Annotated in this window: 19 protein-coding genes; 7 read left to right on the forward strand and 12 right to left on the reverse strand. The window is 58.0% G+C overall.

What is annotated here, in order from left to right:
- Positions 1-117 precede the first annotated feature (117 nt).
- The 5 genes from nagE (at position 118) to AFK67_RS06175 (ending at position 8942) form a co-directional block, all read left to right on the forward strand.
- Positions 118-2070 carry a PTS N-acetyl glucosamine transporter subunit IIABC gene (nagE, locus tag AFK67_RS06155; RefSeq protein ID WP_007728022.1) on the forward strand — a complete coding sequence of 651 codons (1953 nt, stop codon included), beginning with the start codon at positions 118-120 and terminating at the stop codon, positions 2068-2070.
- A 127-nt stretch (positions 2071-2197) separates the two neighbouring features.
- Positions 2198-2614 carry a hypothetical protein gene (locus AFK67_RS06160; protein WP_007728023.1) on the forward strand — a complete coding sequence of 139 codons (417 nt, stop codon included), beginning with the start codon at positions 2198-2200 and terminating at the stop codon, positions 2612-2614.
- 105 nt (positions 2615-2719) lie between these two features.
- The gene (glnS, locus tag AFK67_RS06165; protein WP_007728024.1) at positions 2720-4387 is read left to right on the forward strand and encodes a glutamine--tRNA ligase; all 1668 of its coding nucleotides are present in this window, start codon (positions 2720-2722) and stop codon (positions 4385-4387) included.
- Positions 4388-4838: 451 nt separating this feature from the next.
- Positions 4839-6236: a chitoporin ChiP gene (chiP, locus tag AFK67_RS06170; protein ID WP_038884007.1), complete on the forward strand. Its 1398-nt coding sequence runs from the start codon at positions 4839-4841 to the stop codon at positions 6234-6236.
- Between the two features lie 54 nt (positions 6237-6290).
- The gene (locus tag AFK67_RS06175) at positions 6291-8942 is read left to right on the forward strand and encodes a beta-N-acetylhexosaminidase (protein WP_038884004.1); all 2652 of its coding nucleotides are present in this window, start codon (positions 6291-6293) and stop codon (positions 8940-8942) included.
- 57 nt (positions 8943-8999) lie between these two features.
- Here the strand turns inward: AFK67_RS06175 and AFK67_RS06180 are convergent, their stop codons facing one another.
- The 5 genes from AFK67_RS06180 to ybfF all read right to left on the reverse strand — a co-directional run bounded on the left by AFK67_RS06180 (position 9000) and on the right by ybfF (position 12545).
- Positions 9000-9611 carry a helix-turn-helix domain-containing protein gene (locus AFK67_RS06180; protein WP_007728033.1) on the reverse strand — a complete coding sequence of 204 codons (612 nt, stop codon included), beginning with the start codon at positions 9609-9611 and terminating at the stop codon, positions 9000-9002.
- A 323-nt stretch (positions 9612-9934) separates the two neighbouring features.
- Positions 9935-10387 (reverse strand): ferric iron uptake transcriptional regulator, encoded by a 453-nt coding sequence (fur, locus tag AFK67_RS06185; RefSeq protein ID WP_007728035.1) that lies wholly within the window; start codon positions 10385-10387, stop codon positions 9935-9937.
- A gap of 289 nt (positions 10388-10676) precedes the next feature.
- Positions 10677-11207: a flavodoxin FldA gene (gene fldA, locus AFK67_RS06190; protein WP_015740539.1), complete on the reverse strand. Its 531-nt coding sequence runs from the start codon at positions 11205-11207 to the stop codon at positions 10677-10679.
- A gap of 161 nt (positions 11208-11368) precedes the next feature.
- Entirely contained in the window at positions 11369-11650 is a 282-nt protein-coding gene (ybfE, locus tag AFK67_RS06195) for a LexA regulated protein (protein ID WP_007756312.1), read from the reverse strand.
- A gap of 127 nt (positions 11651-11777) precedes the next feature.
- The gene (gene ybfF / locus AFK67_RS06200) at positions 11778-12545 is read right to left on the reverse strand and encodes an esterase (RefSeq protein WP_007728040.1); all 768 of its coding nucleotides are present in this window, start codon (positions 12543-12545) and stop codon (positions 11778-11780) included.
- Positions 12546-12728: 183 nt separating this feature from the next.
- Between ybfF and seqA the strand changes: the two genes are divergently transcribed.
- Together seqA and pgm are read left to right on the forward strand one after the other, a co-directional pair.
- A complete protein-coding gene (gene seqA, locus AFK67_RS06205; RefSeq protein ID WP_032967495.1) occupies positions 12729-13274 on the forward strand; it encodes a replication initiation negative regulator SeqA in 546 nt (181 codons plus the stop codon).
- A gap of 24 nt (positions 13275-13298) precedes the next feature.
- Positions 13299-14939: a phosphoglucomutase (alpha-D-glucose-1,6-bisphosphate-dependent) gene (gene pgm, locus AFK67_RS06210; protein WP_038884001.1), complete on the forward strand. Its 1641-nt coding sequence runs from the start codon at positions 13299-13301 to the stop codon at positions 14937-14939.
- 116 nt (positions 14940-15055) lie between these two features.
- On the opposite strand, the gene potE is transcribed toward pgm, so the two are convergent.
- The 7 genes from potE to kdpB form a co-directional block, all read right to left on the reverse strand.
- Positions 15056-16369 carry a putrescine-ornithine antiporter gene (gene potE, locus AFK67_RS06215; protein WP_032967497.1) on the reverse strand — a complete coding sequence of 438 codons (1314 nt, stop codon included), beginning with the start codon at positions 16367-16369 and terminating at the stop codon, positions 15056-15058.
- Positions 16369-18564 (reverse strand): ornithine decarboxylase SpeF, encoded by a 2196-nt coding sequence (gene speF / locus AFK67_RS06220; protein ID WP_007728046.1) that lies wholly within the window; start codon positions 18562-18564, stop codon positions 16369-16371. Before speF ends, potE begins: the two co-directional genes overlap by 1 nt.
- 266 nt (positions 18565-18830) lie before the next feature.
- Positions 18831-18935: a leader peptide SpeFL gene (gene speFL / locus AFK67_RS22750; protein WP_106503839.1), complete on the reverse strand. Its 105-nt coding sequence runs from the start codon at positions 18933-18935 to the stop codon at positions 18831-18833.
- 331 nt (positions 18936-19266) lie between these two features.
- Positions 19267-19944 carry a two-component system response regulator KdpE gene (gene kdpE / locus AFK67_RS06225; protein ID WP_007728047.1) on the reverse strand — a complete coding sequence of 226 codons (678 nt, stop codon included), beginning with the start codon at positions 19942-19944 and terminating at the stop codon, positions 19267-19269.
- The gene (kdpD, locus tag AFK67_RS06230) at positions 19941-22625 is read right to left on the reverse strand and encodes a two-component system sensor histidine kinase KdpD (RefSeq protein ID WP_038873485.1); all 2685 of its coding nucleotides are present in this window, start codon (positions 22623-22625) and stop codon (positions 19941-19943) included. Before kdpD ends, kdpE begins: the two co-directional genes overlap by 4 nt.
- A gap of 9 nt (positions 22626-22634) precedes the next feature.
- Complete coding sequence (gene kdpC, locus AFK67_RS06235) at positions 22635-23207, reverse strand: potassium-transporting ATPase subunit KdpC (protein ID WP_007729828.1); 573 nt, start codon at positions 23205-23207, stop codon at positions 22635-22637.
- An 11-nt stretch (positions 23208-23218) separates the two neighbouring features.
- Positions 23219-25267, reverse strand: a complete 2049-nt coding sequence (kdpB, locus tag AFK67_RS06240) for a potassium-transporting ATPase subunit KdpB (protein WP_038883998.1) — start codon at positions 25265-25267, stop codon at positions 23219-23221.
- Positions 25268-25282 lie beyond the last annotated feature (15 nt).

Consider the following 25282-nt stretch of genomic DNA (forward strand, 5'->3'; position numbering starts at 1 on the left):
CGAATTAATTTTGCAGACACTCAGCACTGTTGCAAAGTATCGCCGCGTTTCGGGGTTGGTAGCACAATAAAAAACGGCTTCAAAGAAGCCAGAACGGGGTCTCGTAGGGGGAATCAGATGAATATTTTAGGTTTTTTCCAGCGGCTGGGCAGAGCGTTACAGCTCCCCATCGCGGTGCTGCCTGTGGCGGCGCTACTGTTACGATTCGGTCAGCCAGATTTGCTTAACGTTGCCTTCATCGCGCAAGCGGGCGGGGCGATTTTCGATAACCTGGCGTTAATCTTTGCTATTGGGGTCGCCTCCAGCTGGTCCAAAGATAGCGCAGGCGCGGCGGCCCTTGCCGGTGCGGTGGGTTATTTTGTGCTGACCAAAGCTATGGTAACTATCAACCCGGAAATTAATATGGGCGTGCTGGCCGGTATTATTACGGGCTTGGTAGGCGGCGCGGTCTATAACCGCTGGGCGGGGATCAAGCTGCCTGACTTCCTGAGCTTCTTCGGCGGCAAACGTTTTGTCCCTATCGCAACGGGTTTCTTCTGTCTGGTGCTGGCTGCCATTTTTGGCTATGTCTGGCCGCCGGTGCAGCACGCGATTCATGCTGGCGGCGAATGGATCGTCTCTGCGGGCGCGCTGGGTTCCGGTATCTTCGGCTTTATTAACCGTCTGCTTATTCCAACCGGGCTGCATCAGGTACTGAACACTATCGCCTGGTTCCAGATTGGCGAGTTTACCAATGCCGCGGGTACGGTATTCCATGGCGATATCAACCGCTTCTACGCGGGTGACGGCACCGCCGGGATGTTTATGTCCGGCTTCTTCCCGATCATGATGTTCGGTTTACCGGGGGCTGCGCTGGCAATGTACTTTGCCGCTCCCAAAGCTCGCCGTCCGATGGTCGGCGGTATGCTGCTGTCCGTTGCGATCACCGCGTTTCTGACCGGTGTGACCGAGCCGCTGGAATTCCTGTTCATGTTCCTGGCGCCTGTCCTGTATCTGCTGCATGCGCTGTTAACGGGTGTTAGCCTGTTTGTCGCCACGCTGCTGGGCATCCACGCCGGGTTCTCCTTCTCGGCAGGGGCCATTGACTATGCGCTGATGTACAGCCTGCCCGCCGCCAGCAAAAATGTCTGGATGCTGCTGGTCATGGGGCTGGTGTTCTTCGTTATCTATTTCCTGTTGTTCAGCGCGGTGATTCGCATGTTCAACCTGAAAACGCCGGGTCGTGAAGACAAAGACAGCGAGATAGTGACGGAAGAGGCGAACAGCAATACAGAAGAAGGTCTGGAACAACTGGCGACCAGCTACATCGCGGCCGTTGGCGGCAGTGATAACCTGAAAGCGATTGATGCCTGTATTACCCGCCTGCGACTCACCGTTGATGACGCTGCGCTGGTCAGTGAGGCCGCGTGCAAACGCCTTGGCGCGTCCGGCGTGGTGAAATTAAACAAGCAAACCATTCAGGTCATTGTGGGCGCGAAGGCGGAATCTATCGGCGACGAAATGAAAAAAGTCGTGGCCCGTGGCCCTGTCGCACCCGCTACTGCAGGCGTCGCGCCGGCTACGCCTGTCGCACCCGCGGTAAAACCACAGGCGGTCGCCAATGCGTATACGATAGCCGCGCTGGTCTCGCCGGTGACCGGCGAGGTTGTGGCGCTGGATGCAGTGCCGGACGAAGCGTTTGCGAGCAAAGCCGTCGGTGATGGCGTCGCTATCAAACCGACCGACAAAACGGTGGTGTCACCGGCGGCGGGCACGATTGTCAAAATCTTCAACACCAACCACGCGTTCTGCCTGGAAACCGAAAACGGCGCGGAAATCGTGGTTCACATGGGTATTGATACGGTCGCGCTTAACGGTCAGGGCTTTAAACGTCTGGTGGAAGAGGGCGCCCAGGTGACCGCAGGTCAGCCGGTTCTGGAGCTTGACCTCGATTACCTGAACGCGAATGCGCGCTCAATGATTAGCCCCGTGGTGTGCAGCAACATCGACGACTTCGGCAGTCTGATTGTTAAGGCGCAGGGCGCGGTGGTGGCAGGGCAGAGCCCGCTGTATGAGATTAAAGGCAAATAATCGCTTCTGAGTCGTTATGCCTTAAACGGCGGGAGATGCTCCCGCCGTTTTTTTTGCTTTTTTTGGGGGCTGGCGCATCCGTCAGAATGCCGTGTAGGGTATCGCCACCAGAATTAAGGAGAATCGTATGCGTCATTTTATTATCGCTGTTTTTGCCGCCGTGCTGCTGAGCGGCTGTGTGCCCCGCTACGCCACGCACCGGCCTGCGCTGGAGATGGATATTCAAAACGAGCAGGGCGAACCGGTTCCCCACGCAACGCTCTGGCTACAAACGCACCGCTCGCCGCCGGGCTATTACCCGCCGCCGGAAAAATTCACGGCGGATGAAAACGGTCATATTTCCGTTTCGCGGGTTTCAGAATGGGAAAACATGATTTTCTTCCTGCACGGCACGATGATGTATTCCTGGAGCTGGTGTGTTGAAGCGCCGGGTTACCTTCCGCGCGAAGGCGGGGTTGAGTCGTTAAGGCCGCCCGTAAAATTATTCAAAGCCAGAACGCCCGAGCGTTGTCACCTCGCGCAGTATGCTGAAGCCCGCCAGTAACAGGCGGTACTTCGCGGCGGGATTTCTGTAACTAAAGGTTGTTTCCCGTCTCTGCTTATAAGATCATACGCCGTTAAACGATGTTGACGCTTTGAGGAATATGCGATGAGTGAGGCAGAAGCCCGCCCGACTAACTTTATTCGCCAGATTATTGATGAAGATTTGGCGTCTGGAAAACACACCACGATTTGCACCCGCTTTCCGCCGGAGCCGAACGGCTATCTGCACATCGGCCACGCGAAATCTATCTGCCTGAACTTCGGCATCGCGCAGGATTACAACGGCCAGTGCAACCTTCGCTTTGACGATACCAACCCGGTGAAAGAAGACCTGGAATTTGTCGAGTCGATTAAAAACGACGTGCAATGGCTGGGTTTCCACTGGTCTGGCGACGTACGTTACTCCTCTGACTATTTCGATAAGCTCTACAGCTACGCCGTTGAGCTTATCAACAAAGGGCTGGCTTACGTCGACGAGCTGTCGCCGGAGCAGATCCGCGAATACCGCGGCACCCTGACTGCGCCTGGCAAAAACAGCCCGTACCGCGATCGCAGCGTGGAGGAAAACCTGGCGCTGTTTGAAAAAATGCGCGCGGGCGGGTTTGAAGAAGGTAAAGCGTGCCTGCGTGCGAAAATCGATATGGCGTCGCCGTTTATCGTAATGCGCGACCCGGTTATTTACCGCATTAAGTTCGCTGAACATCACCAGACCGGCAACAAGTGGTGCATCTACCCGATGTACGACTTCACCCACTGCATTTCCGATGCGCTGGAAGGGATCACCCATTCACTCTGTACGCTGGAATTCCAGGATAACCGTCGTTTGTACGACTGGGTGCTGGATAACATCACCATTCCGGTGCATCCGCGTCAGTACGAGTTCTCTCGTCTGAATCTGGAATATACCGTGATGTCCAAGCGCAAGCTGAACCTGCTGGTGACCGACAAGCACGTTGAAGGCTGGGACGATCCACGTATGCCGACCATTTCCGGTCTGCGCCGTCGCGGTTACACCGCTGCTTCCATCCGTGAATTCTGTAAACGCATCGGCGTAACCAAGCAGGACAACACCATTGAAATGGCGTCTCTTGAGTCTTGCATTCGCGAAGACCTCAACGAGAACGCGCCGCGCGCGATGGCCGTTATCGATCCGGTGAAACTGGTTATCGAAAACTACCCGCAGGGTCAGAGCGAAGTGGTTTTAATGCCTAATCATCCGAACAAACCGGAAATGGGCAACCGCGACGTGCCGTTCAGCGGCGAGATCTGGATCGATCGCGCAGATTTCCGCGAAGAAGCGAACAAGCAGTACAAACGTCTGGTGCTCGGCAAAGAAGTCCGCCTGCGTAATGCCTATGTCATTAAAGCGGAACGCGTTGAGAAAGACGACGCGGGCGAAATCACTACCATCTACTGCACTTACGATGCCGAAACGCTGAGCAAAGATCCGGCCGATGGTCGCAAGGTGAAAGGCGTTATCCACTGGGTCAGCGCCGCGCATGCGCTGCCGGTTGAGATCCGTCTTTATGACCGTCTTTTCAGTGTGCCGAACCCGGGTGCTGCGGAAGATTTCCTCGCGACGATCAACAGCGAATCGCTGGTTATCAAGCAGGGTTATGCTGAACCGAGCCTGAAAAACGCCGAGGCGGGCAAAGCCCTGCAGTTCGAGCGCGAAGGCTATTTCTGCCTCGACAGCCGCCATGCAAACGGTGACAAACTGGTCTTCAACCGCACCGTCGGCCTGCGCGATACCTGGGCTAAAATCGGCGAGTAAAAGCCAGCCTGTAACAGGACGCCGCCATCGTGCGGCGTTTTTTTTATTCATCGAATCAAGCCGTTAACCTCTCTGAAATATTCGCGTTGCGAATTAATATGTTTTTTATTTCTCCCTTCATTTTCTCTCACGGATCAGCGCTTCCACACATTCCCCTGTTTTAAAGAATGAAATCGCTTTCATTTTATTGTTTTGTCTTATTTTTTAAACTTTATCGCTATAAAAATCCACCCTTATGAAAATGTTACAAAATGAAGGATTTTTTGTGCTCCTCGTCATAAAGCCACAAAGATTTCGGGTTTTAAGATTGATAATTCGCGTCGCGAAAAATAGTCTTTAAGTGCTTTCTCGCGGGGGATGTTTTCGTCACCGCTTTCAATTTTTTTACTTTTTCATTCGCTTTACGCGCCTTGCGCCACGCGAATTTTTTTACGTCAAAGAGGAATTTCACATGCGTTCGTTGAGACACAAACGTAGCGGCGTCGCCTTGGCTGTCGCCAGCGTTACCGCGCTGGGCGGCCTGTGCAGCTCGCCCGGCGTGCAGGCCGCAGGGTTTATTGATGACTCCACGTTAACCGGCGGCATCTATTACTGGCAGCGCGAGCGCGACCGTAAAGATGTCGTGGAAGACAAATATAAAACCAACCTTTCCCACTCCACCTGGAACGCGAATCTCGACTTTCAGTCCGGATTCGCCGCCGATATGTTCGGGCTCGATATCGCCGCGTTTACCGCGCTTGAAATGGCGGAAAACGGCGACAGCGGTCATCCGAACGAAATCGCGTTCTCCTCCAGCAATAAAGCCTATGACGAAGACTGGTCCGGCGATAAAAGCGGCATCAGCCTCTATAAAGCGGCGGGTAAATTAAAATATGGTTCCGTCTGGGCGCGCGCCGGCTGGCTGCAACCCACCGGACAGACGCTGCTTGCGCCGCACTGGAGCTTTATGCCCGGCACGTATCAGGGCGCGGAAGCGGGCGCGAATATTGACTACGGCGATGCGGGCGCGCTGAGTTTTTCTTACATGTGGACCAACGAATACAAGTCGCCGTGGCATCTGGAGATGGACAAGTTCCGGCAGAACGACAGAACCACCCGCGTGGATTATCTCCACTCCATCGGCGCGAAATATGATTTTAAAAATTCGCTGGTGCTGGAAGCGGCGTTCGGCCAGGCGCAGGGCTATGTCGATCAGTACTTCGCCAAAGCGAGTTACAGCTTCCCGCTTGCCGGAAACCCGCTCGCCACCAGCTATCAGTTCTACGGCGCGCGCGATAAAGCCAGCCGCGGCACCATTAATGATATTTACGACGGCACCGCGTGGCTCCAGGCGCTGACGTTTGGCTATAAGGTCGGTCCGGTCGATCTGCGTCTTGAAGGCACCTGGGTGCGCGCCGAAGGGCAACAGGGCTATTTCCTGCAACGCATGACGCCGACGTATGCCTCCTCCAACGGACGGCTCGATATCTGGTGGGATAACCGCTCGGATTTTAACGCTGACGATGAAAAAGCCGTGTTCTTCGGCGCAATGTATGACCTGAAAAACTGGAATTTGCCGGGCTTCGCGCTGGGCGCCTCTTACGTTTACGCGTGGGATGCGAAGCCCTCAACGCTTCCCACGACCGACGGCTACTACGACGCCGACTACCGCCTGAAAGAGTCCGCGTACAGTCTGGACGCGGTTTACACCCTGCAGGACGGTCGCGCCAAAGGCACGATGTTCAAACTGCATTTCACGCAATACGACAATCATTCCGACATCCCGAGCTACGGCGGCGGTTACGGCAACATCTTCCAGGACGAGCGCGACGTGAAATTTATCATCACGGCGCCGTTTACGATTTTCTGATTGCGCAGGGGCGCGCGCAGCGCCTTACATCAAGGGCAGTGAAAGGACGAAATGATGAAAAATCTACAGATCAGTATGTTAGCGGGCGCGCTGATGGGCGTCTTTACGGGCACCAGCGCGCAGGCGTCAACGGCCGATCACATCAGCCAGTTTGGGCTCAACTACGCTATCACCGATAATCACGCGGCGCAGCGCGGTATCGACTGTGCGGCGCTCGGCGCCGACTGGGCTTCCTGCAATAAAGCGGTTATCACGCTCACCAATCCGGGCGAGGCGGTGACCGATAAAAACTGGACTATCTGGTTTCACAGCATTCGCCAGATCCTCAAAGTCGATAACGATCAGTTTAAGGTGACCCATGTGATGGGCGATCTCCATAAGCTTGAACCGACGGACAAATTCACCGGCTTCCCGGCCAACGCCTCGGTGGAGATCCCAATCGTCAATGAATACTGGCAGCTGTTTATCACCGATGTGCTGCCGCGCTGGTACGTCACCGCAGACGACGGCGCGCCGAAGGTCATCGCCAGCACCGATACCGAAACCCTGACGGATTTCGTCAGCCCGTTGAAGGACCAGTGGAAACGCACCCCGGAGGATAAAAATATTTTAATGACCGCCGGGGCGCGCTTTGACAAAAACAGCGACGTCAAAATACTCAACGCCGGGAGCCTGCGCGGGCAGATTATCCCTACGCCTCGCCAGGTAAGGCTGCACGGGCAGGACGTCTCTCTCGAAAAGGGCGTGCAGCTTGATCTCGCCGCGCTTGATAACGCGTCACAGGAGGCTATCAATGCGCGCTTCGCGCTGTTGGGGGTGAAAACGGGCGTGGGTTATCCGGTACGCACGGCCATCGCGACGCGCGCGTTTAGCGGTAAAGAGGCGGTATCCGGGGCGTATCAACTGCATATCGGTCCGAAAGAGGCGGTGATTACCGGTTACGATCGGGCGGGCGTGTTTTATGGTTTGCAGTCGCTGCTGTCGCTTATCCCGGCGGAGGGCGCGCAGCGTATCGCGACGCTCGACGCGCAGGACGCGCCGCGGTTTGACTATCGCGGCATCCACCTTGATGTGGGGCGTAACTTTCACACCAAAGCCGCCGTACTGCGCCTGCTCGATCAGATGGCGGCCTATAAGCTGAATAAATTCCACTTTCATTTAAGTGATGACGAAGGCTGGCGTATCGAGATCCCGGGGCTGCCGGAGCTTACTGAGATCGGCGGAAAACGCTGCCACGATCTGAGCGAAAAAACCTGCCTGCTGCCGCAGCTCGGCTCCGGGCCGGACACGAACAATAACGGCAGCGGCTATTTCACCCGCGCCGATTATATCGACATCGTGAAATACGCCGCGGCGCGCCAGATTGAGGTCATCCCGGAAATAGACATGCCAGCCCACGCCCGTGCGGCGGTGATCGCGATGGAGGCACGCTACGATCGGCTGGCGAAGGCGGGTAAACCCGACGAGGCGAATGCGTACCGCCTGCTCGACCCGCAGGATACGTCGGTCACCACCGGCGTGCAGTATTACAACCGCACCGGCTACCTCAACCCATGCCTCGACGCTTCGCGCCGTTTTGTGGACAAAGTCATCAGCGAAATTCAGCAGATGCACCGGGAGGCCGGGCAGCCGCTCACGACCTGGCATTTTGGCGGCGATGAGGCGAAAAATATCTACCTTGGCACCGGTTACACCGATAAAACGAAACCGGAAGCCGGGAAGGGGATTATCGATAAAGGTCGCCAGGATAAGCCCTGGGCGCGCTCGCCGGTGTGTCAGAAGATGGTGCAGGACGGCGTGGTCGCCGATGTCGAACATCTCTCCAGCTACTTTGGCGTTGAGGTCAGCAAGCTTGTGAAAGCGCACGGCATCGACACCATGCAGGCCTGGCAGGATGGCCTCAAGGATGCGAAAGACGCCGGCGCCTTTGCGACCTCGCACGTTAACGTGAACTTCTGGGACACCCTTTACTGGGGCGGTTTTGACAGCGTCAACGACTGGGCGAATAAAGGTTTCCGTGTGGTGGTTTCTAACCCGGATTATGTCTACCTGGATTTCCCGAACGAAGTGAATCCGGCGGAGAGCGGCTACTACTGGGGCACGCGTTTCAGCGATGAGCGGAAGATTTTCAGCTTCGCGCCGGATAACCTGCCGCAGAACGCCGAGACATCGGTCGATCGCGACGGCAACACGTTCAGCGCCAAATCCGACAAGCCCTGGCCGGGCGCGTATGGCCTCTCGGCGCAGCTCTGGAGCGAAGTGGTGCGCACCGATAAACAGATGGAGTACATGATGTACCCACGTCTGCTGGCCGTTGCGGAGCGCGCCTGGCACCGCGCCGCCTGGGAACAGGATTATCAGGCGGGCCGCGAGTATAAAGGCGGTGAAACGCATCAGGTTGACGTGAAAGCGCTGCAACGAGACTGGACGCGCTTTGCGAATCTGCTCGGCAGCCGCGAATTGCCGAAGCTTGAAAAAGCAGGCGTGCAGTTCCGTCTGCCGGTGCCCGGCGCGCGCATTAACGCAGGCGTATTGCAGATGAACACCAGCCTGCCTGGCGTGACGGTAGAGTATTCCACCGATGGCGGCGCGCGCTGGCAGCGCTATGACGCCGCGCAACCGCCGGGCGTCACGGGCGACGTGCAGGTGCGCAGCGTCAGCCACGACGGCAAACGTTACAGCCGGACGGAGCACCTGCAGCCGTAACGGCATAATAAAAAAGCCAGCCTCCGGGCTGGCTTTTAGGTTTATCGGGGCGGCGTATTACGGCGCGTCAGGCAGGGAATGCACGGCTAGCAGCTTACCTTTACTGATTTCAATATGTTTCGCGCTGCGCAACTGAGAAAGGGTTTTCATTACCATACTGCGGGAAAGATTGGTTTTTTTAACAATATAATCTGCGACGTTAATCCGGTTACGCATAAACTCATCCATCGCGGCCAGACATTCGATATTGGCTTTAATCATACTAAAGCTGTTTCTGCCGAGCATAATCTCTTCGCGATAGCAAAGCATATTAATTATCCATGAGGACAAAACCAGGAGATGTAACTGGCAGTGATTTTTTTCAATTTCCTGCATGAAATAATCAAAAGGAATTAACTGATAATGACATTCTGAATCCGCCTGTAATTTTGCGAATTGGGATTTACCTAAATTTCTGGCCAGGCCCAGTACCGACGGGGCGCTGCTTTTTTCCAGCAGCAGCCGGTCGCTCTGGCGCATCAGCGAGAACTGACCGCCGCGTATGATACAGATTTCCCCGTCCCGCAGCGGGATCAGCGTATTTTTCTCCGCACGAGACCAGTTACCGTAACTATTGAAAATATCAGCAATGCGATAAATCTCAGCAAGGGGTTTGGAGGGTAATACCATATTGGTTACCTTGTTTAAAATAAAATTATGTCGTTGCTGTATCTTAATGGATGCTTTTTTATTGCTGCAATAAGGGGCAGGGAAGAGGAAATGAACAATCGTGATAATTCGTTGCCTAACTGATTGACCGGTAAAGACATTTATCTTTTCTGAATTTCAATTTAATAAAATAGATATGGTTTAATTAAGCATTGTACGCTGTATTAAAATACGCAGCGCAGTGTTTTTTATCTAAAATAGTACAGCTGTATTTTCAGTCTCTGGTTTTCAGACAATAAAAAAGCCGACACAGGTCGGCTTTGGAGCAGGCGGTATGACGAGCGTTATTTCTCGCCGACCTCGTGCGCGTGTTCGTTTTCGCGGCAGTCGCCATCGGCACAGTGACCGTACAGATAGAGGCTGTGGTTAGTCAGGCGGATGCCGTGACGCGTCGCGATTTCACGCTGACGAGCTTCAATAGATTCATCGCTGAATTCGATCACTTTGCCGCAATCGAGGCAGATCAGGTGATCGTGATGATGCTGTTGCGTCAGCTCGAAAACGGATTTACCGCCTTCGAAGTTGTGACGGGTGACAATGCCGGCATCGTCGAACTGGTTCAGTACGCGATAGACCGTGGCAAGGCCAATCTCTTCACCCATGTCAATCAGACGCTTATAAAGGTCTTCCGCACTGACATGATGATTGACCGGTTCCTGCAGCACTTCGAGGATTTTTAATCGAGGAAGCGTGACTTTCAGGCCGGCCTTCTTTAATGCGGTATTGTTGTCAGTCATGCGGAATCTGTCCTGTTGCTTAACGACTCGTCCCGAAAGGGAGCGATACATCGGATACGCCGAAGATGAATGCGTCTCATTATAGAACTGACATGCCTAAATGAAAACCGCAAGCACCCGGCAAAAAAGAGCTTAAAAATCGTGGACCCGCCAGCGTTTTTAACGTGAAGGCCTGATAATTAAGGAAGCCATTGTACAGCGTAGTGAGGGAAAGTTAAAAATTTGTAGCAATTATTTTCATTGCTTTTATCTATCAACCGGCGCGGACGGCCGCCCGCGCCGTTTATCATCAGGCGTTGATGATTTCCTGCAGGTGCAGCTCTTCAGAAACCTGCTTCACCCACTTCTCAACGCGTTCTGCGGTGAGCTCCGGCTGGCGATCTTCGTCAATCGCGAGGCCGACGAAGTGATCGTCATCCGCCAGACCTTTGGACGCTTCGAAGTGATAACCTTCGGTCGGCCAGTGGCCAACGATAGTCGCGCCGCGCGGCTCGATAATATCGCGAATGGTGCCCAGCGCGTCGCAGAAGTATTCCGCGTAATCTTCCTGGTCGCCGCAGCCGAACAGCGCAACCAGCTTACCGTTGAAGTCAATTTCTTCCAGCGTCGGGAAAAAGTCGTCCCAGTCGCACTGCGCTTCACCGTAGTACCAGGTCGGGATGCCAAGCAGAAGAATATCGAACGCTTCCAGATCCTCTTTGCTGCTTTTAGCAATGTCATGCACTTCAGCAACGTCTTTCCCGAGCTGTTTCTGGATAATTTTTGCGATATTTTCGGTGTTGCCGGTGTCGCTGCCGAAAAAGATGCCTACGATTGCCATAAGAAGAATAACCTCTTGAATCTAAATGTGATGGTGCTGGCATAACGCCCACAGATAGGGCAATCATAGCAGAACAGGCGAAGGTGCGGAAACGGTATCAGGCGCCGGGTGCACTCTCTGCTACATTGCCCCGTCCTTTTGGGTAAAATTCAGACCAGACCTTACTCCTGCAAGGCCTGCAGCTGAGCGAGGAGCATGGCTTCAATCAGCTCGCTGCGGCTGATATTACGCGCCTGCGCCAGATGATTCAGCGCGTCCACGGCGTCGGCGTTCAGCTTCAGCTCCACGCGCTTAAGCCCGCGAACTTTGTCGCGCTTAAGCTGGTTGCGCTTATTGATGCGCAGCTGTTCATCTCGCGACAGCGGATTGGTTTTCGGTCTGCCCGGACGGCGTTCATCCGCGAAGAGATCGAGCGTTGTGCGGTCCGTTTGTTCTTTTGCCATGGTATGAGTATAGACAGGGGAAACAGGCTGTCGGGGCGGTCCCGACGGTATTTCAGCGCGCCATCATACATGAGGCAGCGAAGCGCGCCAACGCATCCGGCGCGCGACGGCGCCGGTCGGTCTGTTTTTAATCAGTTTCCAGGAAACGACGGATAGCGCGTACCACCGCCTGCGGTTTTTCGGCATGAACCCAGTGACCGGCCCCCGCGATAACGTGCGCGCGGGCCTGCGGGAATTGCGCCAGCAGCGCCTCGCGGTGCGCTTCTTCCACATAAGGCGACGCGCCGCCGCGAATAAACAGCGCCGGGCCGTGCCAGGCGGGGATCGCCTGCCAGCCGACGATATGCGCATACTGCTCCCACAGCACCGGCACGTTAAAGCGCCACTCGCCGTCGACAAACGACTTCAGCAGAAACTGAATCACGCCTTCTTCCGCGATATGCTGGCGCATGATTTCCGCTGCCTGCTGGCGGGAGGTCGCGCCCGCATCGCTCACCGCGTTAACGGCCGCGAATATCTCGTCGTGGCGGCGCACCTGATAATCCACCGGCGCGATATCAATCGCCACCAGCTTTTCGATGCGCTCCGGGGCAAGCGCGGTGACGGCCATCGCCGCTTTGCCGCCCATCGAGTGACCGATAAGAATCACCTTATTCAGTCCCAGCGAATCCAGCGTGTCGAGAATATCCTGCGCCATCGCCGGGTAATCCATCGCCTCGCTACGCGCAGAAAGGCCGTGGTTGCGTAAATCGACCTGCACGATGTCATTATCCTGCACCAGGTCGCGGGCCAGCACGCCGAGGTTATCGAGACTCCCGAACAGCCCGTGAATTAACACAATCGGTGTATTTTGAGTCGGTTGTTGCGCAGATTGCGTGCGGGTATTTAATTTCATGGCAAAGTTCTTTTTTGGCGACTGACAGGTTAGGTTATCATGTTGACCATTCTGCCGCCCGGCTGCAAGGTTCCAGTTAATTCCGACTTTTGCGGCCTTCCTGGTTTGACGCTATCCGCTGTTGGGTTTTAACTCTATAATCCCAATGACTTGTATTCAGAAAAGAAATCGCACTGGATTAAGATGAAAACGATTGAAGTTGATGACGAGCTGTATCGCTACATTGCCAGCCACACCCTGCATATTGGCGAAAGCGCGTCCGACATTTTACGGCGCATGCTGAAGTTTTCCGCCGCCTCGCACGTCGCTGCTACACCCGCCAAAGCAGAGCTTCCCGAAACCGTCGCGCCCGCCGCTGAAAAACCGGCCAACCCGGCGCGCGATCGCGTTCGCGCCATGCGCGAGCTGCTGCTGTCGGATGAATACGCCGAACAAAAACGCGCGGTCAATCGTTTTATGCTGGTGCTGTCTACACTCTATTCACTGGATGCAGACGCGTTTGCCGACGCGACCGAATCGTTACACGGTCGTACCCGCGTCTATTTCGCAGGCGATGAGCAAACGCTGCTGCAAAGTGGCAACCAGACGAAACCCCGCCACGTGCCGGGGACGCCGTTCTGGGTTATCACGAACACGAATACAGGCCGCAAATGCAGCATGATTGAACACATCATGCAGACCATGCAGTTCCCGGCGGAATTGATTGAGAAGGTTTGCGGCACCATTTAACTCTTGCGTCAGAAGGACCAGGCCATGGCAGTCGATAACCGTGCGGGACAGCCTGCACAACAGAGTGATTTAATTAACGTCGCCCAGCTGACCGCGCAGTACTATGTGCTGAAGCCGATGGTGGGTAATGCGGAGCACGCGGTGAAGTTCGGGACTTCCGGCCACCGCGGCAGCGCCGCGCGTCACAGTTTTAACGAGCCGCACATTCTGGCCATCGCCCAGGCGATTGCCGAAGAGCGCGCCAAAAACGGCATCACCGGGCCGTGTTACGTCGGTAAAGATACGCACGCGCTCTCCGAGCCCGCGTTTATCTCCGTGCTGGAAGTGCTGGCGGCGAACGGCGTCGATATCATCGTGCAGGACAACAACGGTTACACGCCGACGCCTGCGGTCTCTAACGCCATCCTTGAACACAACAAACGCGGCGGCGCGCAGGCCGACGGCATCGTCATCACGCCGTCGCACAACCCGCCGGACGACGGCGGCATCAAATACAACCCGCCTAACGGCGGCCCGGCGGATACCAACGTCACCAAAGTGGTCGAAAACCGCGCCAACGCGTTGCTGGCGGACGGCCTGAAAGGCGTGAAGCGTATTTCGCTGGATGACGCCTGGGCGAGCGGTCGTATTCAGGAAAAAGATCTGGTGCAGCCGTTTATCGAAGGGCTGGCGGAGATCGTCGACATGGCCGCTATCCAGAAAGCGGGCCTGAAGCTTGGCGTCGACCCGCTGGGCGGCTCCGGCATCGAATACTGGAAGCGCATCGCCGAGTACTACAAGCTCGATCTCACCCTCGTTAATGATCAGGTAGATCAGACTTTCCGCTTTATGCATCTCGATAAAGATGGCGCTATCCGGATGGACTGCTCCTCGGAATCCGCGATGGCGGGCCTGCTGGCGCTGCGCGATAAATTCGATCTGGCGTTCGCCAACGACCCGGACTACGACCGCCACGGCATCGTCACTCCGGCGGGGCTGATGAACCCGAACCACTATCTGGCTGTCGCTATCAACTATCTGTTCCAGCATCGCCCGCAGTGGGGCCAGGACGTGGCCGTCGGCAAAACGCTGGTCTCTTCCGCGATGATCGACCGCGTGGTCGATGCGCTGGGCCGTAAGCTGGTGGAAGTGCCGGTCGGCTTTAAATGGTTCGTTGACGGTCTCTACGACGGCAGCTTCGGCTTCGGCGGCGAAGAGAGCGCGGGCGCGTCCTTCCTGCGCTTTGACGGCACGCCGTGGTCCACCGATAAAGACGGCATCATCATGTGCCTGCTGGCGGCGGAAATCACCGCGGTCACCGGCAAAAACCCGCAGCAGCACTATGACGAACTCGCCGCGCGTTTCGGCGCGCCGAGCTACAACCGTCTGCAGGCTTCCGCGTCCTCAGCGCAGAAAGCGGCGCTCTCTAAACTCTCTCCGGAGATGGTCAGCGCCAGCACGCTGGCAGGCGACCCGATCACCGCGCGTCTGACGGCTGCGCCAGGTAACGGTGCGGCCATCGGCGGCCTGAAAGTGATGACCGAGAACGGCTGGTTCGCGGCGCGTCCTTCCGGCACCGAAGACGCGTACAAGATCTACTGCGAAAGCTTCCTCGGCGAAGAGCACCGCAAGCAGATTGAGAAAGAAGCGGTAGAAATCGTCAGCGAAGTGCTGAAAAACGCGTAAGCGTTGCGGGGCGGGCGTCAGCTCCCTCTGGCACTGACGTAATAACGGCAACCCTCGGGTTGCCGTTATACATTGATCTCACAGGCCCGGTAAGCGTCAGCGCCACCGGGCTTTTTTTAGCCGTGCTTGTTGTTTAATTCAAAACGCGGTGACACCAGCCCATATAACGTCCAGCCCATAAACGTCACCATCGCGCCGTACAGCATCGCCTCCTGGCCGGAAGAGTAGAGCGCGTAAAAACTGTAAATCGCGCCCACCAGGGCCACCGCATTGGCCCGCTTCGCCTTGCGCGGCGGCACGTTCGCTACTTGCTGAATAATGACCAGCGCCGCCATCGACAGAATATACGGGATGATATTGGTCACCACCGCCAGATTCACGAGCACGTTGAACTGCTTGTTGAGCGACGGGCTGATAGTCATCAACGACAGCGCGCTCTGGATAATCACAATCGTCAGCATCCCTTTTACCGGCGCTTCGGCGTTGCTCAGCCGTGAGAACACTTTCGGGAAATAGCCCGCGTCGGCGGAGGAGCGGAACACCTGAGCGATAGTAAACTGCCAGCCGAGCAGCGAACCGCAGCAGGACATCACCATCAGCGCCATGATGATTTTCCCGACGCCCGGCGTGAACATCTGCGCGAACGCCAGCCCGAACGGCGCGGTGGAGTGCGCGAGGCTCAGGTTTGGCACAATGCCCGCAATCACGTTGGTGGAAACAATATAAATCACCGCCGCGCCGAGCGTGCCGCCCAGTACCGCAATCGGCACGTTGCGCTCCGGGTTTTCCACCACCTCGGTGTTGGCGCAGGCCGATTCCAGCCCGAGAAAGGCCCACAGCGTCATCGCGATGGACGATCCCACCGCGTCGAAAAACGGCACGTGGTGCGGGTTCCAGGAGTCCGCATACAGCGACGGGCTGAACCAGAACCAGCCGATCACCGACAGCCCGACCACCGGAATAATCACCCCCCAGACGGTAATGCTGCTGAGCTTGCCGGTGATGCGCGCGCCGCCGAAGTTGGCGACCGTGCAAATCCACAATACCCCCATCGTGGCGAGGCCGGTCTGCACCGGCGTCAGCGCCGCGCCGAACAGTTCGCTGCCATAGCCGACCGCAGAGATAGCGATGGCGACGTTAGCGATAAGCAGCGACACGCCGTAGGTATAGTTGGCCATAAAGTTGCCCGACTTACCGAACGCGTACTCCGCGTAGCCGCCCATGCCGCCCGCTTTACGGCTGAACATCCCGCACCTCGCGAACGCCCAGGCCAGCGCGGTCGACCCGACGGCAGTCACAAGCCAGGAGATAATCGAAATGGTGCCCACTTCGGCAAGCTTGGTCGGCAGCATAATAATGCCCGAGCCCATCATGTTGACCATCGTCAGGATGGTCAGCGGCACGACGCCCATTTTGTTGGATTTGCTCATCATAACGCTCCTTCTGTGCGGCTCTGCGTGACCGGACGCGTAGTGACGACGTAGCACCACACCTGGCGGCGACCGTCGTTCTCCTGGACATAGACCCCCTGTAATTCCGGCGCGAAGCCCGGCAGCAGGTTGATCCCTTCTTCCAGCGCCTGGAAGTAGCGCAGCGCCGCGCCGCGCCAGATTTCGCCGGGCACCACGCACAGCACGCCGGGCGGGTAAGGTAGCGCGCCTTCAGCCGCGATGCGGCCTTCGGCCTGGTCAAGCCGCACCAGCTCCACCTCGCCGCGGATCAGCGCATGATTCGCGGCCTGCGGGCTCATGGCGACGCGGGGGAAATACGCCTTACGGAACATCTCTTTTTGCAGTTGCTTCACGTTGCGGCTGGCGTAGAAATCATGCATCTCCTGGCAGAGCTGGCGCAGCGTATACCCGTCATAACGGGCCTGATGCTGTTTCCAGAGTGTCGGGAGCACCTCGCTTAACGGCGCGTCGCTCTCCAGCAGCTTTTCAAAACGCGCCAGCTGCGCCACCAGCTGTTGCAGCTTGCTCATCTCTTCTGCCGGGGTGAGCAGGAACAGGATCGAGTTCAGGTCGCACTTCTCCGGGACGATATGGTTTTCGCGCAGATAGCTTGCGAGCACGGCGGCAGGCACGCCGAATGCTTCATATTCGCCGGTTGCGGTGTCGATGCCCGGCGTGGTGAGCAGCAGCTTGCACGGGTCGACAAAATACTGGTGCGGCGCGTAGCCCTCAAAGGCGTGCCAGCGCTCGCCGGGCACGAAGTGGAAGAATCGCAGGTCGGAGGCAATTTCCTGCGTCTCATAGCTCTGCCACGGGCGGCCATCGACCGTCGCCGGAACGAAGGGGCGAATAGCGCGACAGTTGTCGAAAATCATCTTGCGTGCGTCGATGCCATTCTCCACACAGCGCATCCACATGCGGCGTCCGCCTTCGCCTTCATGCATCCGCGCGTTAATGTCGAGGGCCGCGAAGAGCGGGTAAAAGGGGCTGGTGGAGGCGTGCATCATAAAGGCGTTATTCATGCGCTTGTGGGGCACATAACGCGGCTGTCCTTTGATATGGCTGTCTTTTTTATGTATTTGTGACGTCTGAGAAAATCCGGCCTGCTGTTTATGCACCGACTGCGTGACCAGGATGCCCGGATCGTTTTCGTTAAGCGTCAGCAGCAGCGGCGAGCAGGGCGCCATCATCGGAATAAACTGCTCATAGCCCACCCAGGCGGAGTCGAAGAGAATGTAATCGCACAGCGGCCCCAGGATATCGACCACCTGGCGGGCGTTGTAGATAGTGCCGTCGTAAGTGCCGAGCTGGATAACGGCGAGGCGGAAGGGCCGCGCCATCGCAGCGCGATCCGGGGCGGTTTCGCGCACCAGGTTGCGCAGATAGCGCTCGTCGAAGCAGTGGGCATCAATGCCGCCGATAAAGCCGTACGGGTTACGCGCGGTCTCCAGATAGACCGGCGTGGCTCCCGCCTGCAACAGCGCGCCGTGGTGGTTCGACTTATGGTTATTGCGGTCAAACAGCACCAGATCGCCGGGCGCAAGCAGCGCGTTAAGCACCACTTTATTGGCGGATGACGTGCCGTTCAGCACAAAATACGTTTTGTCGGCGTTAAACACCTGCGCGGCGTGCTGCTGTGCGAGGCACGGCGCGCCTTCGTGGATCAGTAAATCGCCCATCGCCACGTCGGCGTTGCATAAGTCGGCGCGAAACAGCGTGTCGCCGAAGAAATTCACAAACTGGTTTCCGGCGGGGTGACGGCGGAAAAACTCACCGCCCTGGTGGCCGGGGCAGTCAAACGCGCTGTTGCCCTGATTCACGTAATCGACCAGCGCGCGAAAGAAGGGCGGGCGCAGCGCGGTTTCATACTTCTGCGCGGCGGCTTCAAGCTGGCGGCCATAGTAGTCGCGGTGCGTTTCGTTATAGTCAAACACGCCAGAAATCCGCGCCAGATACTCCGCTGGCACCCGCTCCTCAGGCTGGCACACCACAAATACCGGCACGCCGAAGCCGGTCATCTCTATTTCATCGATAATGCCCTGGAAAATATCGCTGACGGCAATAACCGCGGCGGCAATATCAATATAGTCGGTGTCGTGAATATTAATGATTTCCCGTTCTGTTGAAAAACAGTCCGGGCATAAACGGCTGACGCCAATTTTTAACGCTTGCATGGTGATCCCTTATTTCAGGCAAAGCAATCCCGCGCTATTTCCTTGCGGAAATTGCTTTATTATTTTTAGGCAAAAGTTTCCCGCCGCATAATAAACGCGGGAAATAACCTTGATTTTATTTTTGCCAGACAAAACCCTGCCAGCTAACACGCTGGTTATCATGGGTTTTATGGCAAAAAAGAGGCGCACATTCTCAGGCGTAACCCCGTTAGGACATCATGTGGAATTTTCGCTGAGAAACGGCAGGCGCGCTGCGGCGCTAAAGGCTAGCGGGCGTTGAAAATATGGAAGTCAAAGCAGTTGCGGTGAGCAAACATCATAATATGGGTTGTCCGCCGGATATGCGGCATTAACCGATTGTTATTTTCCATCGTCGTTTCCTTTCATTCATTGAAAGCGGGGTCATTTTATCCGGCCTGTAGGGTTAATCTGTGAAAGAGATCAACAAAAATAGCCTAAATCAGAAATAATACGTCGTTATTTATGCATAATGCAGCGCAGATCTCCTCTGATTGCATAAATGTAGCTGGTTAGTTATTGATATGGTTTTTACTATATTTCGGGGGATTTAACGCTGGCGGGAATGAATTATCGCATAGGAATAATAAAACAAATGAATAATAATTTTATTGCGGCGAGGATTTATTCAGAATAAAAATGAGGGAGAAACGCCGCCGCGCCAGGCCTGACGCGGCGATGCGCCTAAAGCATAAACCGGTAGCCGATGCCCGTTTCAGTCAACAGGTGACGCGGGCGCGCCGGGTCAAGCTCCAGCTTCTGGCGCAGGTGACCCATGTAGATACGCAGATAATGGCTGTGCTCCACCGCGTTCGGCCCCCATACCTGGCTTAACAGCTGGCGCTGGGTCAGCACTTTGCCGGCATTGTTCAGCAGCACGGCCAGCAGGCGGAACTCAATAGGCGTCAGGTGGATCTCCTGCGCGCCGCGTGTAATGCGCCGTGCGGCCAGGTCAACCGTGATATCGGAGAACCGTACCACCGGGTCGCTCTGGCTGGCGGCGCCGTGGCGGCGCAGCGCGACGCGCAGCCGCGCCTGCAACTCGCCAATGCCGAACGGTTTGCCAAGAAAATCATCGGCACCCGCATCGAGCGCCGCTATCTTATCCTGCTCGTCGCTGCGCGCCGAAAGCACAATCACCGGCGTCTGGCTCCACTGGCGATAGTCGCGGATAAAATCGATGCCGTCGCCATCCGGCAGGCCGAGATCGAGAATCACCAGATCGGGCTTGCGGGTCGCGGCTTCAATCAGCCCGCGTTGCAGAGTTTCGGCGTCATAGACGCGCAACCCCTCGCTCTCAAGCGCGGTGCGCAGAAAGCGGCGGATCTCTTTTTCATCTTCGACTATCAGAACGCTAATCACATGACCTCGTGGATATCCAGTTCCGGGGGCGTTTCTTTGGGCAGCAGCACGTGAAAGCTGGCGCCGCCTTCCGGGCGATTACGGGCGTAAATCTCGCCGCCGTGCACCTCGACAATCGCCTGGCAAATGGCGAGCCCCAGGCCGACGCCGGGGATGGCGGATTCTTTATTACCGCGAGCGAATTTAGCAAAGATAGCCTCCTCCTGACCAGCCGGAATGCCGGGGCCGCTGTCCCAGACTTCGAGATCGAGCCGCTCGTCGCGCCAGCCCGCCCGCACGCCTATCTGCGCCCGCGCGCCCGCATATTTGGCGGCGTTTTCCAGCAGGTTAATCAGCACCCGCTCAAAGAGCGGGCCGTCGACGTGAATAAGCGCCAGCGGGTCGCTCAGGCTCAGCGCGATATGTCGCCCGCCGAGGCCCGGCTCCAGCATCTTGAGCGCGCTGCCCACCACTTCTTCCAGCGTCAGCCACTCTTTGCGCAGGTTAAAACCGCCGGACTGAATGCGCGCCATATCCAGCAGATTATTCACCAGCCGCGCGGTGTTCAGCACATGCTGGCGAATTTCGCTTGCCTGCGGCGCGTGTTTTGAGCCTTCTGAGGCCAGATCGAGCGTCAGGATCTCCGCCTGGCCGAACAGCACCGTCAGCGGCGTGCGCAGGTCGTGGGAGAGCGCCGCCAGCAGCGAGTTGCGCAGCTGTTCGCGCTCGCTCGCAAGCCGCGCCTGCTCTTCGCTTTCGGTCAGGGAGAGCCGTTCGAGAGCGCTTGCCACCAGCAGCGTAAACGTCTCCAGCAGCCGCTGCTGCTCGGGGATCATCAGCTGGCGCAGGTTGCTCGGCTCGACAATCACCAGCCCGAGCGTCCGGCCCGCCGCGCGCAGCGGCAGAATTTGATAAGGCACGCCGGGCAGGGTGTCGGTGCCCGCGCCCGCAGGCAGCCCCTTATCAAAGCTCCAGCGGGCGATAGCTTCATCCCACGGCGTGATGTCGGTCAGCGGCTGCGGCGGTTGCAGTTTGCCCTGGTCGTCCGGCAGCAGCAGCAGGCCGCGGGCGTGAAAGGTGGAGGCGATATACTGCTGGCTGGTGGCGGCGATATCGCGCGCGGTGCGGCCCACGGCCAGCGCTTTGGACATTTCATAGAGGTGTCGGGTGCGCTGTTCGCGATAACGCGCGATGCGCGCCTGGTAACGCACGCCGGCGGTCAGGTTGCCGATAATCAGCCCGACGCTCAGCATCACCGCGAAGGTCAGCAGATACTGCACGTCCGACACCGCCAGCGTGCCGCGCGGCGCGATAAAAAAGAGATCGAAGCTCACCACGTTGATGACAGTGGCGAGTACCGACGGCCAGCGGCCATAAAACAGCGCCACCACCACCACGCCAAGCAAATAGACCATCACCAGGTTGGCGGCGTCGAAGGCGATAAGCCACTGGTGCGCCACCAGCGTAATCAGCGCGCAGAGCGCGAGCGCCACGGCGCAGCCGCGCATCTGCACGCGCCACTTTTCCATAAACGTGCGGCTGTCGGCAGGTTTCGCCGCCGCGGGCGCGGGTTTGTCATCCAGCGCGACAATCAGCAAATCGAGGTCGGGCGCGTGGCGCGCCAGCCGCTCGGCGAACGTATCCTGGCTCCACCAGCGGCGTTTGTTGCGCCGCCCGATGACGATTTTGCCAAGGTTATGCTCGCGGGCGTAGCGCAGCACCGCTTTTTCCTCGACCGGGTCGGCGAGGGTGGCGGTCTCCGCGCCCAGCTCCTGGGCGAGGTGCAGCGCGCTTAAAATAGTGCGGCGGGCGGATTCCGACAGTCGGTGAAGGCGCGGGGTTTCCACATACACGGCGTGCCAGACGCTGCCGAGTCGCGCCGCCAGCCGCGCGGCGGTACGCACCAGCTTTTCATTGCCCGAGCCCTGGCCGATGCACAGCAGAATGGCATCGCGGGTATGCCAGACTTTCTCCTGGCCCTGCCGGTCGCGCCACGCGCGCATCTGGTCATCCACGCGGTCGGCGGTGCGCCGCAGCGCCAGCTCGCGCAGCGCGATAAGATTGCCTTTACGGAAAAAGTGCTCGATGGCGCGCTCGGCCTGGCCGGTGATATAGACTTTGCCTTCATGCAGGCGCTGGCGCAGGTCGTCCGGCGGCAAATCCACCAGCACAATTTCATCTGCCGCGTCGAAAATCGGGTCCGGCACCGTTTCGCGCACCTGAATACCGGTCACGCCGCCCACGACGTCGTTCAGGCTCTCCAGATGCTGCACGTTGACCGTAGTAAACACGTCGATGCCCGCGTCCAGCAGCTCGTCGACATCCTGCCAGCGTTTCGGGTGGCGCGAGCCGGGCGCGTTACTGTGTGCCAGTTCATCCATCAGGATCAGCGCCGGGTTGCGGGCCAGCGCGCCGTCGAGATCGAACTCCTGCACCACGCGGCCCCGGTGATGGATACGCTTAAGGGGCTGGATTGCCAGCCCCTTGAGTAATGCCGCCGTCTCCTGGCGGCCGTGGGTTTCCACCACGCCCACCAGGATATCGAGGCCCTGCGCCCGCAGACGCTGGGCCTCCTGGAGCATGGCGTAGGTTTTCCCTACGCCTGCGCAGGCGCCGAAGAAAATTTTGAGTTTTCCGCGCGTCCGTCCCTGCGTCTGCTCCAGCAGGCGATCCGGGTCGGGGCGCATCGGCTCTTCGGTCATGGTTTTTCCTTACGGTTGCAGGGCGTCCAGCGCCATATTCAGTTGCAGCACATTCACGACCGGCTGGCCGAGGAAACCGGCGAGCGGCGCCTGGGTCGCCTCGCGGATAAGCCGTCCGACTTCCGCTTCAGAGATCCCGCGCGCCTGCGCCACACGCGGCGCCTGCCAGAAGGCGGCGTCCGGCGTGATGCCATAATCCAGACCGCTCGCAGAAGCCGTCACCAGCTCCACCGGCACCGCCGCGCGGGCGTCCGGGTTGGCGGCCCGCAGCGCGGCGACGCGCGCCTGCACCTGTTTATCCAGCTCCGGGTTACTGGCGGCGAGATTGCTGCCGCCGGAAGCCATTGGATTATAAGGCGCTTCGGCAGTGGCGGAAGGGCGGCCCTGGAAATATTTCGCCTCGCTGAACGCCTGGCCAATGAGGCGCGAGCCGCGAACCTCATCATTCTGGCGGATAAGCGAGCCTTGCGCCTGGTCGTTGAACCACCACTGGCCGAGCACGGTGGTCGCCAGCGGGTAGACGCCGCCGGTAATAAGCGTCAGGAAAATCAGTACTGCGAATGCAGGGCGTAACGTAGCCATAGCGACTCCTTTTAAACCAGACCAAACAGCGTTAACAGCAGGTCGATGAGCTTGATGCCGATAAACGGCACTACAAGACCGCCCAGACCGTAAATCCACAGGTTACGACGCAGCATCGCCGCCGCCGCGAGCGGCTTGTAGCTCACGCCTTTCAGTGCCAGCGGGATCAGAAAGACGATAATCAGCGCGTTAAAGATAACGGCGCTCAGAATGGCCGAAGCGGGCGAGTGCAGATGCATCACGTTCAGCGCGTTAAGCTGCGGGTACGTCGCCGCGAACGCCGCCGGGATAATGGCGAAATATTTCGCCACGTCGTTGGCGATACTGAACGTCGTCAGCGAGCCGCGCGTCATCAGCATCTGTTTGCCGATATGCACCACCTCGATGAGTTTGGTGGGGTTGGAGTCGAGATCGACCATGTTCCCCGCCTCTTTCGCCGCCTGGGTGCCGGAGTTCATCGCCACCGCCACGTCCGCCTGCGCCAGCGCCGGGGCGTCGTTGGTGCCATCGCCGGTCATCGCCACCAGCCGTCCTTCGGCCTGATACTGGCGGATCAGCGCCAGTTTGGCCTCCGGCGTCGCTTCGGAGAGAAAATCATCCACGCCCGCTTCGGCCGCGATGGCGGCGGCGGTCAGCCGGTTGTCGCCGGTGATCATCACCGTTTTGATGCCCATTTTGCGAAGCTGCGCGAAGCGCTCTTTAATGCCGCCTTTGACGATATCTTTCAGCGCGATAACGCCGAGCACCTGCGCGCCTTCGGCCACCACCAGCGGCGTGCCGCCGGTGCGCGCCACGCCTTCCACCAGCGTGTCCACTTGTGCCGGAAACTGCCCGCCGTTGGCTTCCACGTGGCGACGAATGGCGTCTACCGAGCCTTTACGGATCATCCGGTTCTGGACGTTAATCCCGCTCATGCGCGTCTGGGCGGTAAAGGGTACAAACGTCGCCTGAAGACTTTGCACGTCGCGCTCGCGCAGGTTAAAGCGCTGCTTGGCGAGCACCACGATGCTGCGGCCTTCCGGCGTTTCGTCGGCAAGCGAGGCGAGCTGCGCGGCGTCCGCCAGCGTTTTTTCATCGACGCCCGGCGCGGGCAGGAACGCGGAGGCCTGACGGTTGCCAAGCGTGATGGTGCCGGTTTTATCAAGCAGCAGCACGTCCACATCGCCCGCCGCTTCTACCGCGCGCCCGCTGGTGGCTATCACGTTCGCGCCCAGCATCCGGCTCATGCCCGCCACGCCGATGGCGGAGAGCAGCCCGCCGATGGTCGTCGGGATGAGACACACCAGCAGCGCCACCAGCACCGTCACGCTGACCGGCGTGCCGCCGTACAGCGAGAAGGGATAGAGGGTCGCGGTCGCCAGCAGGAAGACGATGGTGAGCGCCACCAGCAGAATGGTGAGCGCGATTTCGTTCGGCGTTTTACGGCGCTCGGCGCTCTCGACCATCGCAATCATGCGGTCGAGGAACGTCTCGCCGGGGTTGACGCTGCACTGGATAACCAGCCAGTCGGAGAGAATGCGCGTGCCGCCGGTTACCGAGGCGAAATCGCCGCCCGATTCACGGATAACCGGCGCCGATTCGCCCGTAATGGCGCTCTCGTCAACCGACGCGCCGCCTTCGAGCACTTCGCCGTCGCACGGGATAATATCGCCGGCTTCCACCAGCACGATATCGCCTTTGCGCAGGTCGGTGGCGGGAACGTGATCCACCTGAGCGTCGTGGGTTGGTGCGCGCAGTTTACGGGCGAACGCGGTCTTTTTAACGCCCTTGAGGCTATTGGCCTGAGCTTTGCTGCGGCCCTCGGCCAGTGCTTCGGCGAAGTTCGCGAACAGCACCGTAAACCACAGCCACAGGCTGATTGCGCCGGTAAACAGCGCCTCGCCCGGGAGCTTTCCGGTGGCAATCGCCACGGCAATCAGCGTGGTCAGCAGGCTGCCGACCCAGACGATAAACATGACCGGGTTGCGCCACTGGGCGCGCGGACTCAGTTTTTTAAAAGCATCGATCAGCGCCTGACGAACCAGGGACGATTCGAACAGGGCCAGTTGCTTGCGACTCATGGATAGTGACTCCGC

Source organism: Cronobacter dublinensis subsp. dublinensis LMG 23823, assembly GCF_001277235.1.
In the GTDB taxonomy this organism is placed as follows: Bacteria; Pseudomonadota; Gammaproteobacteria; order Enterobacterales; family Enterobacteriaceae; genus Cronobacter; species Cronobacter dublinensis.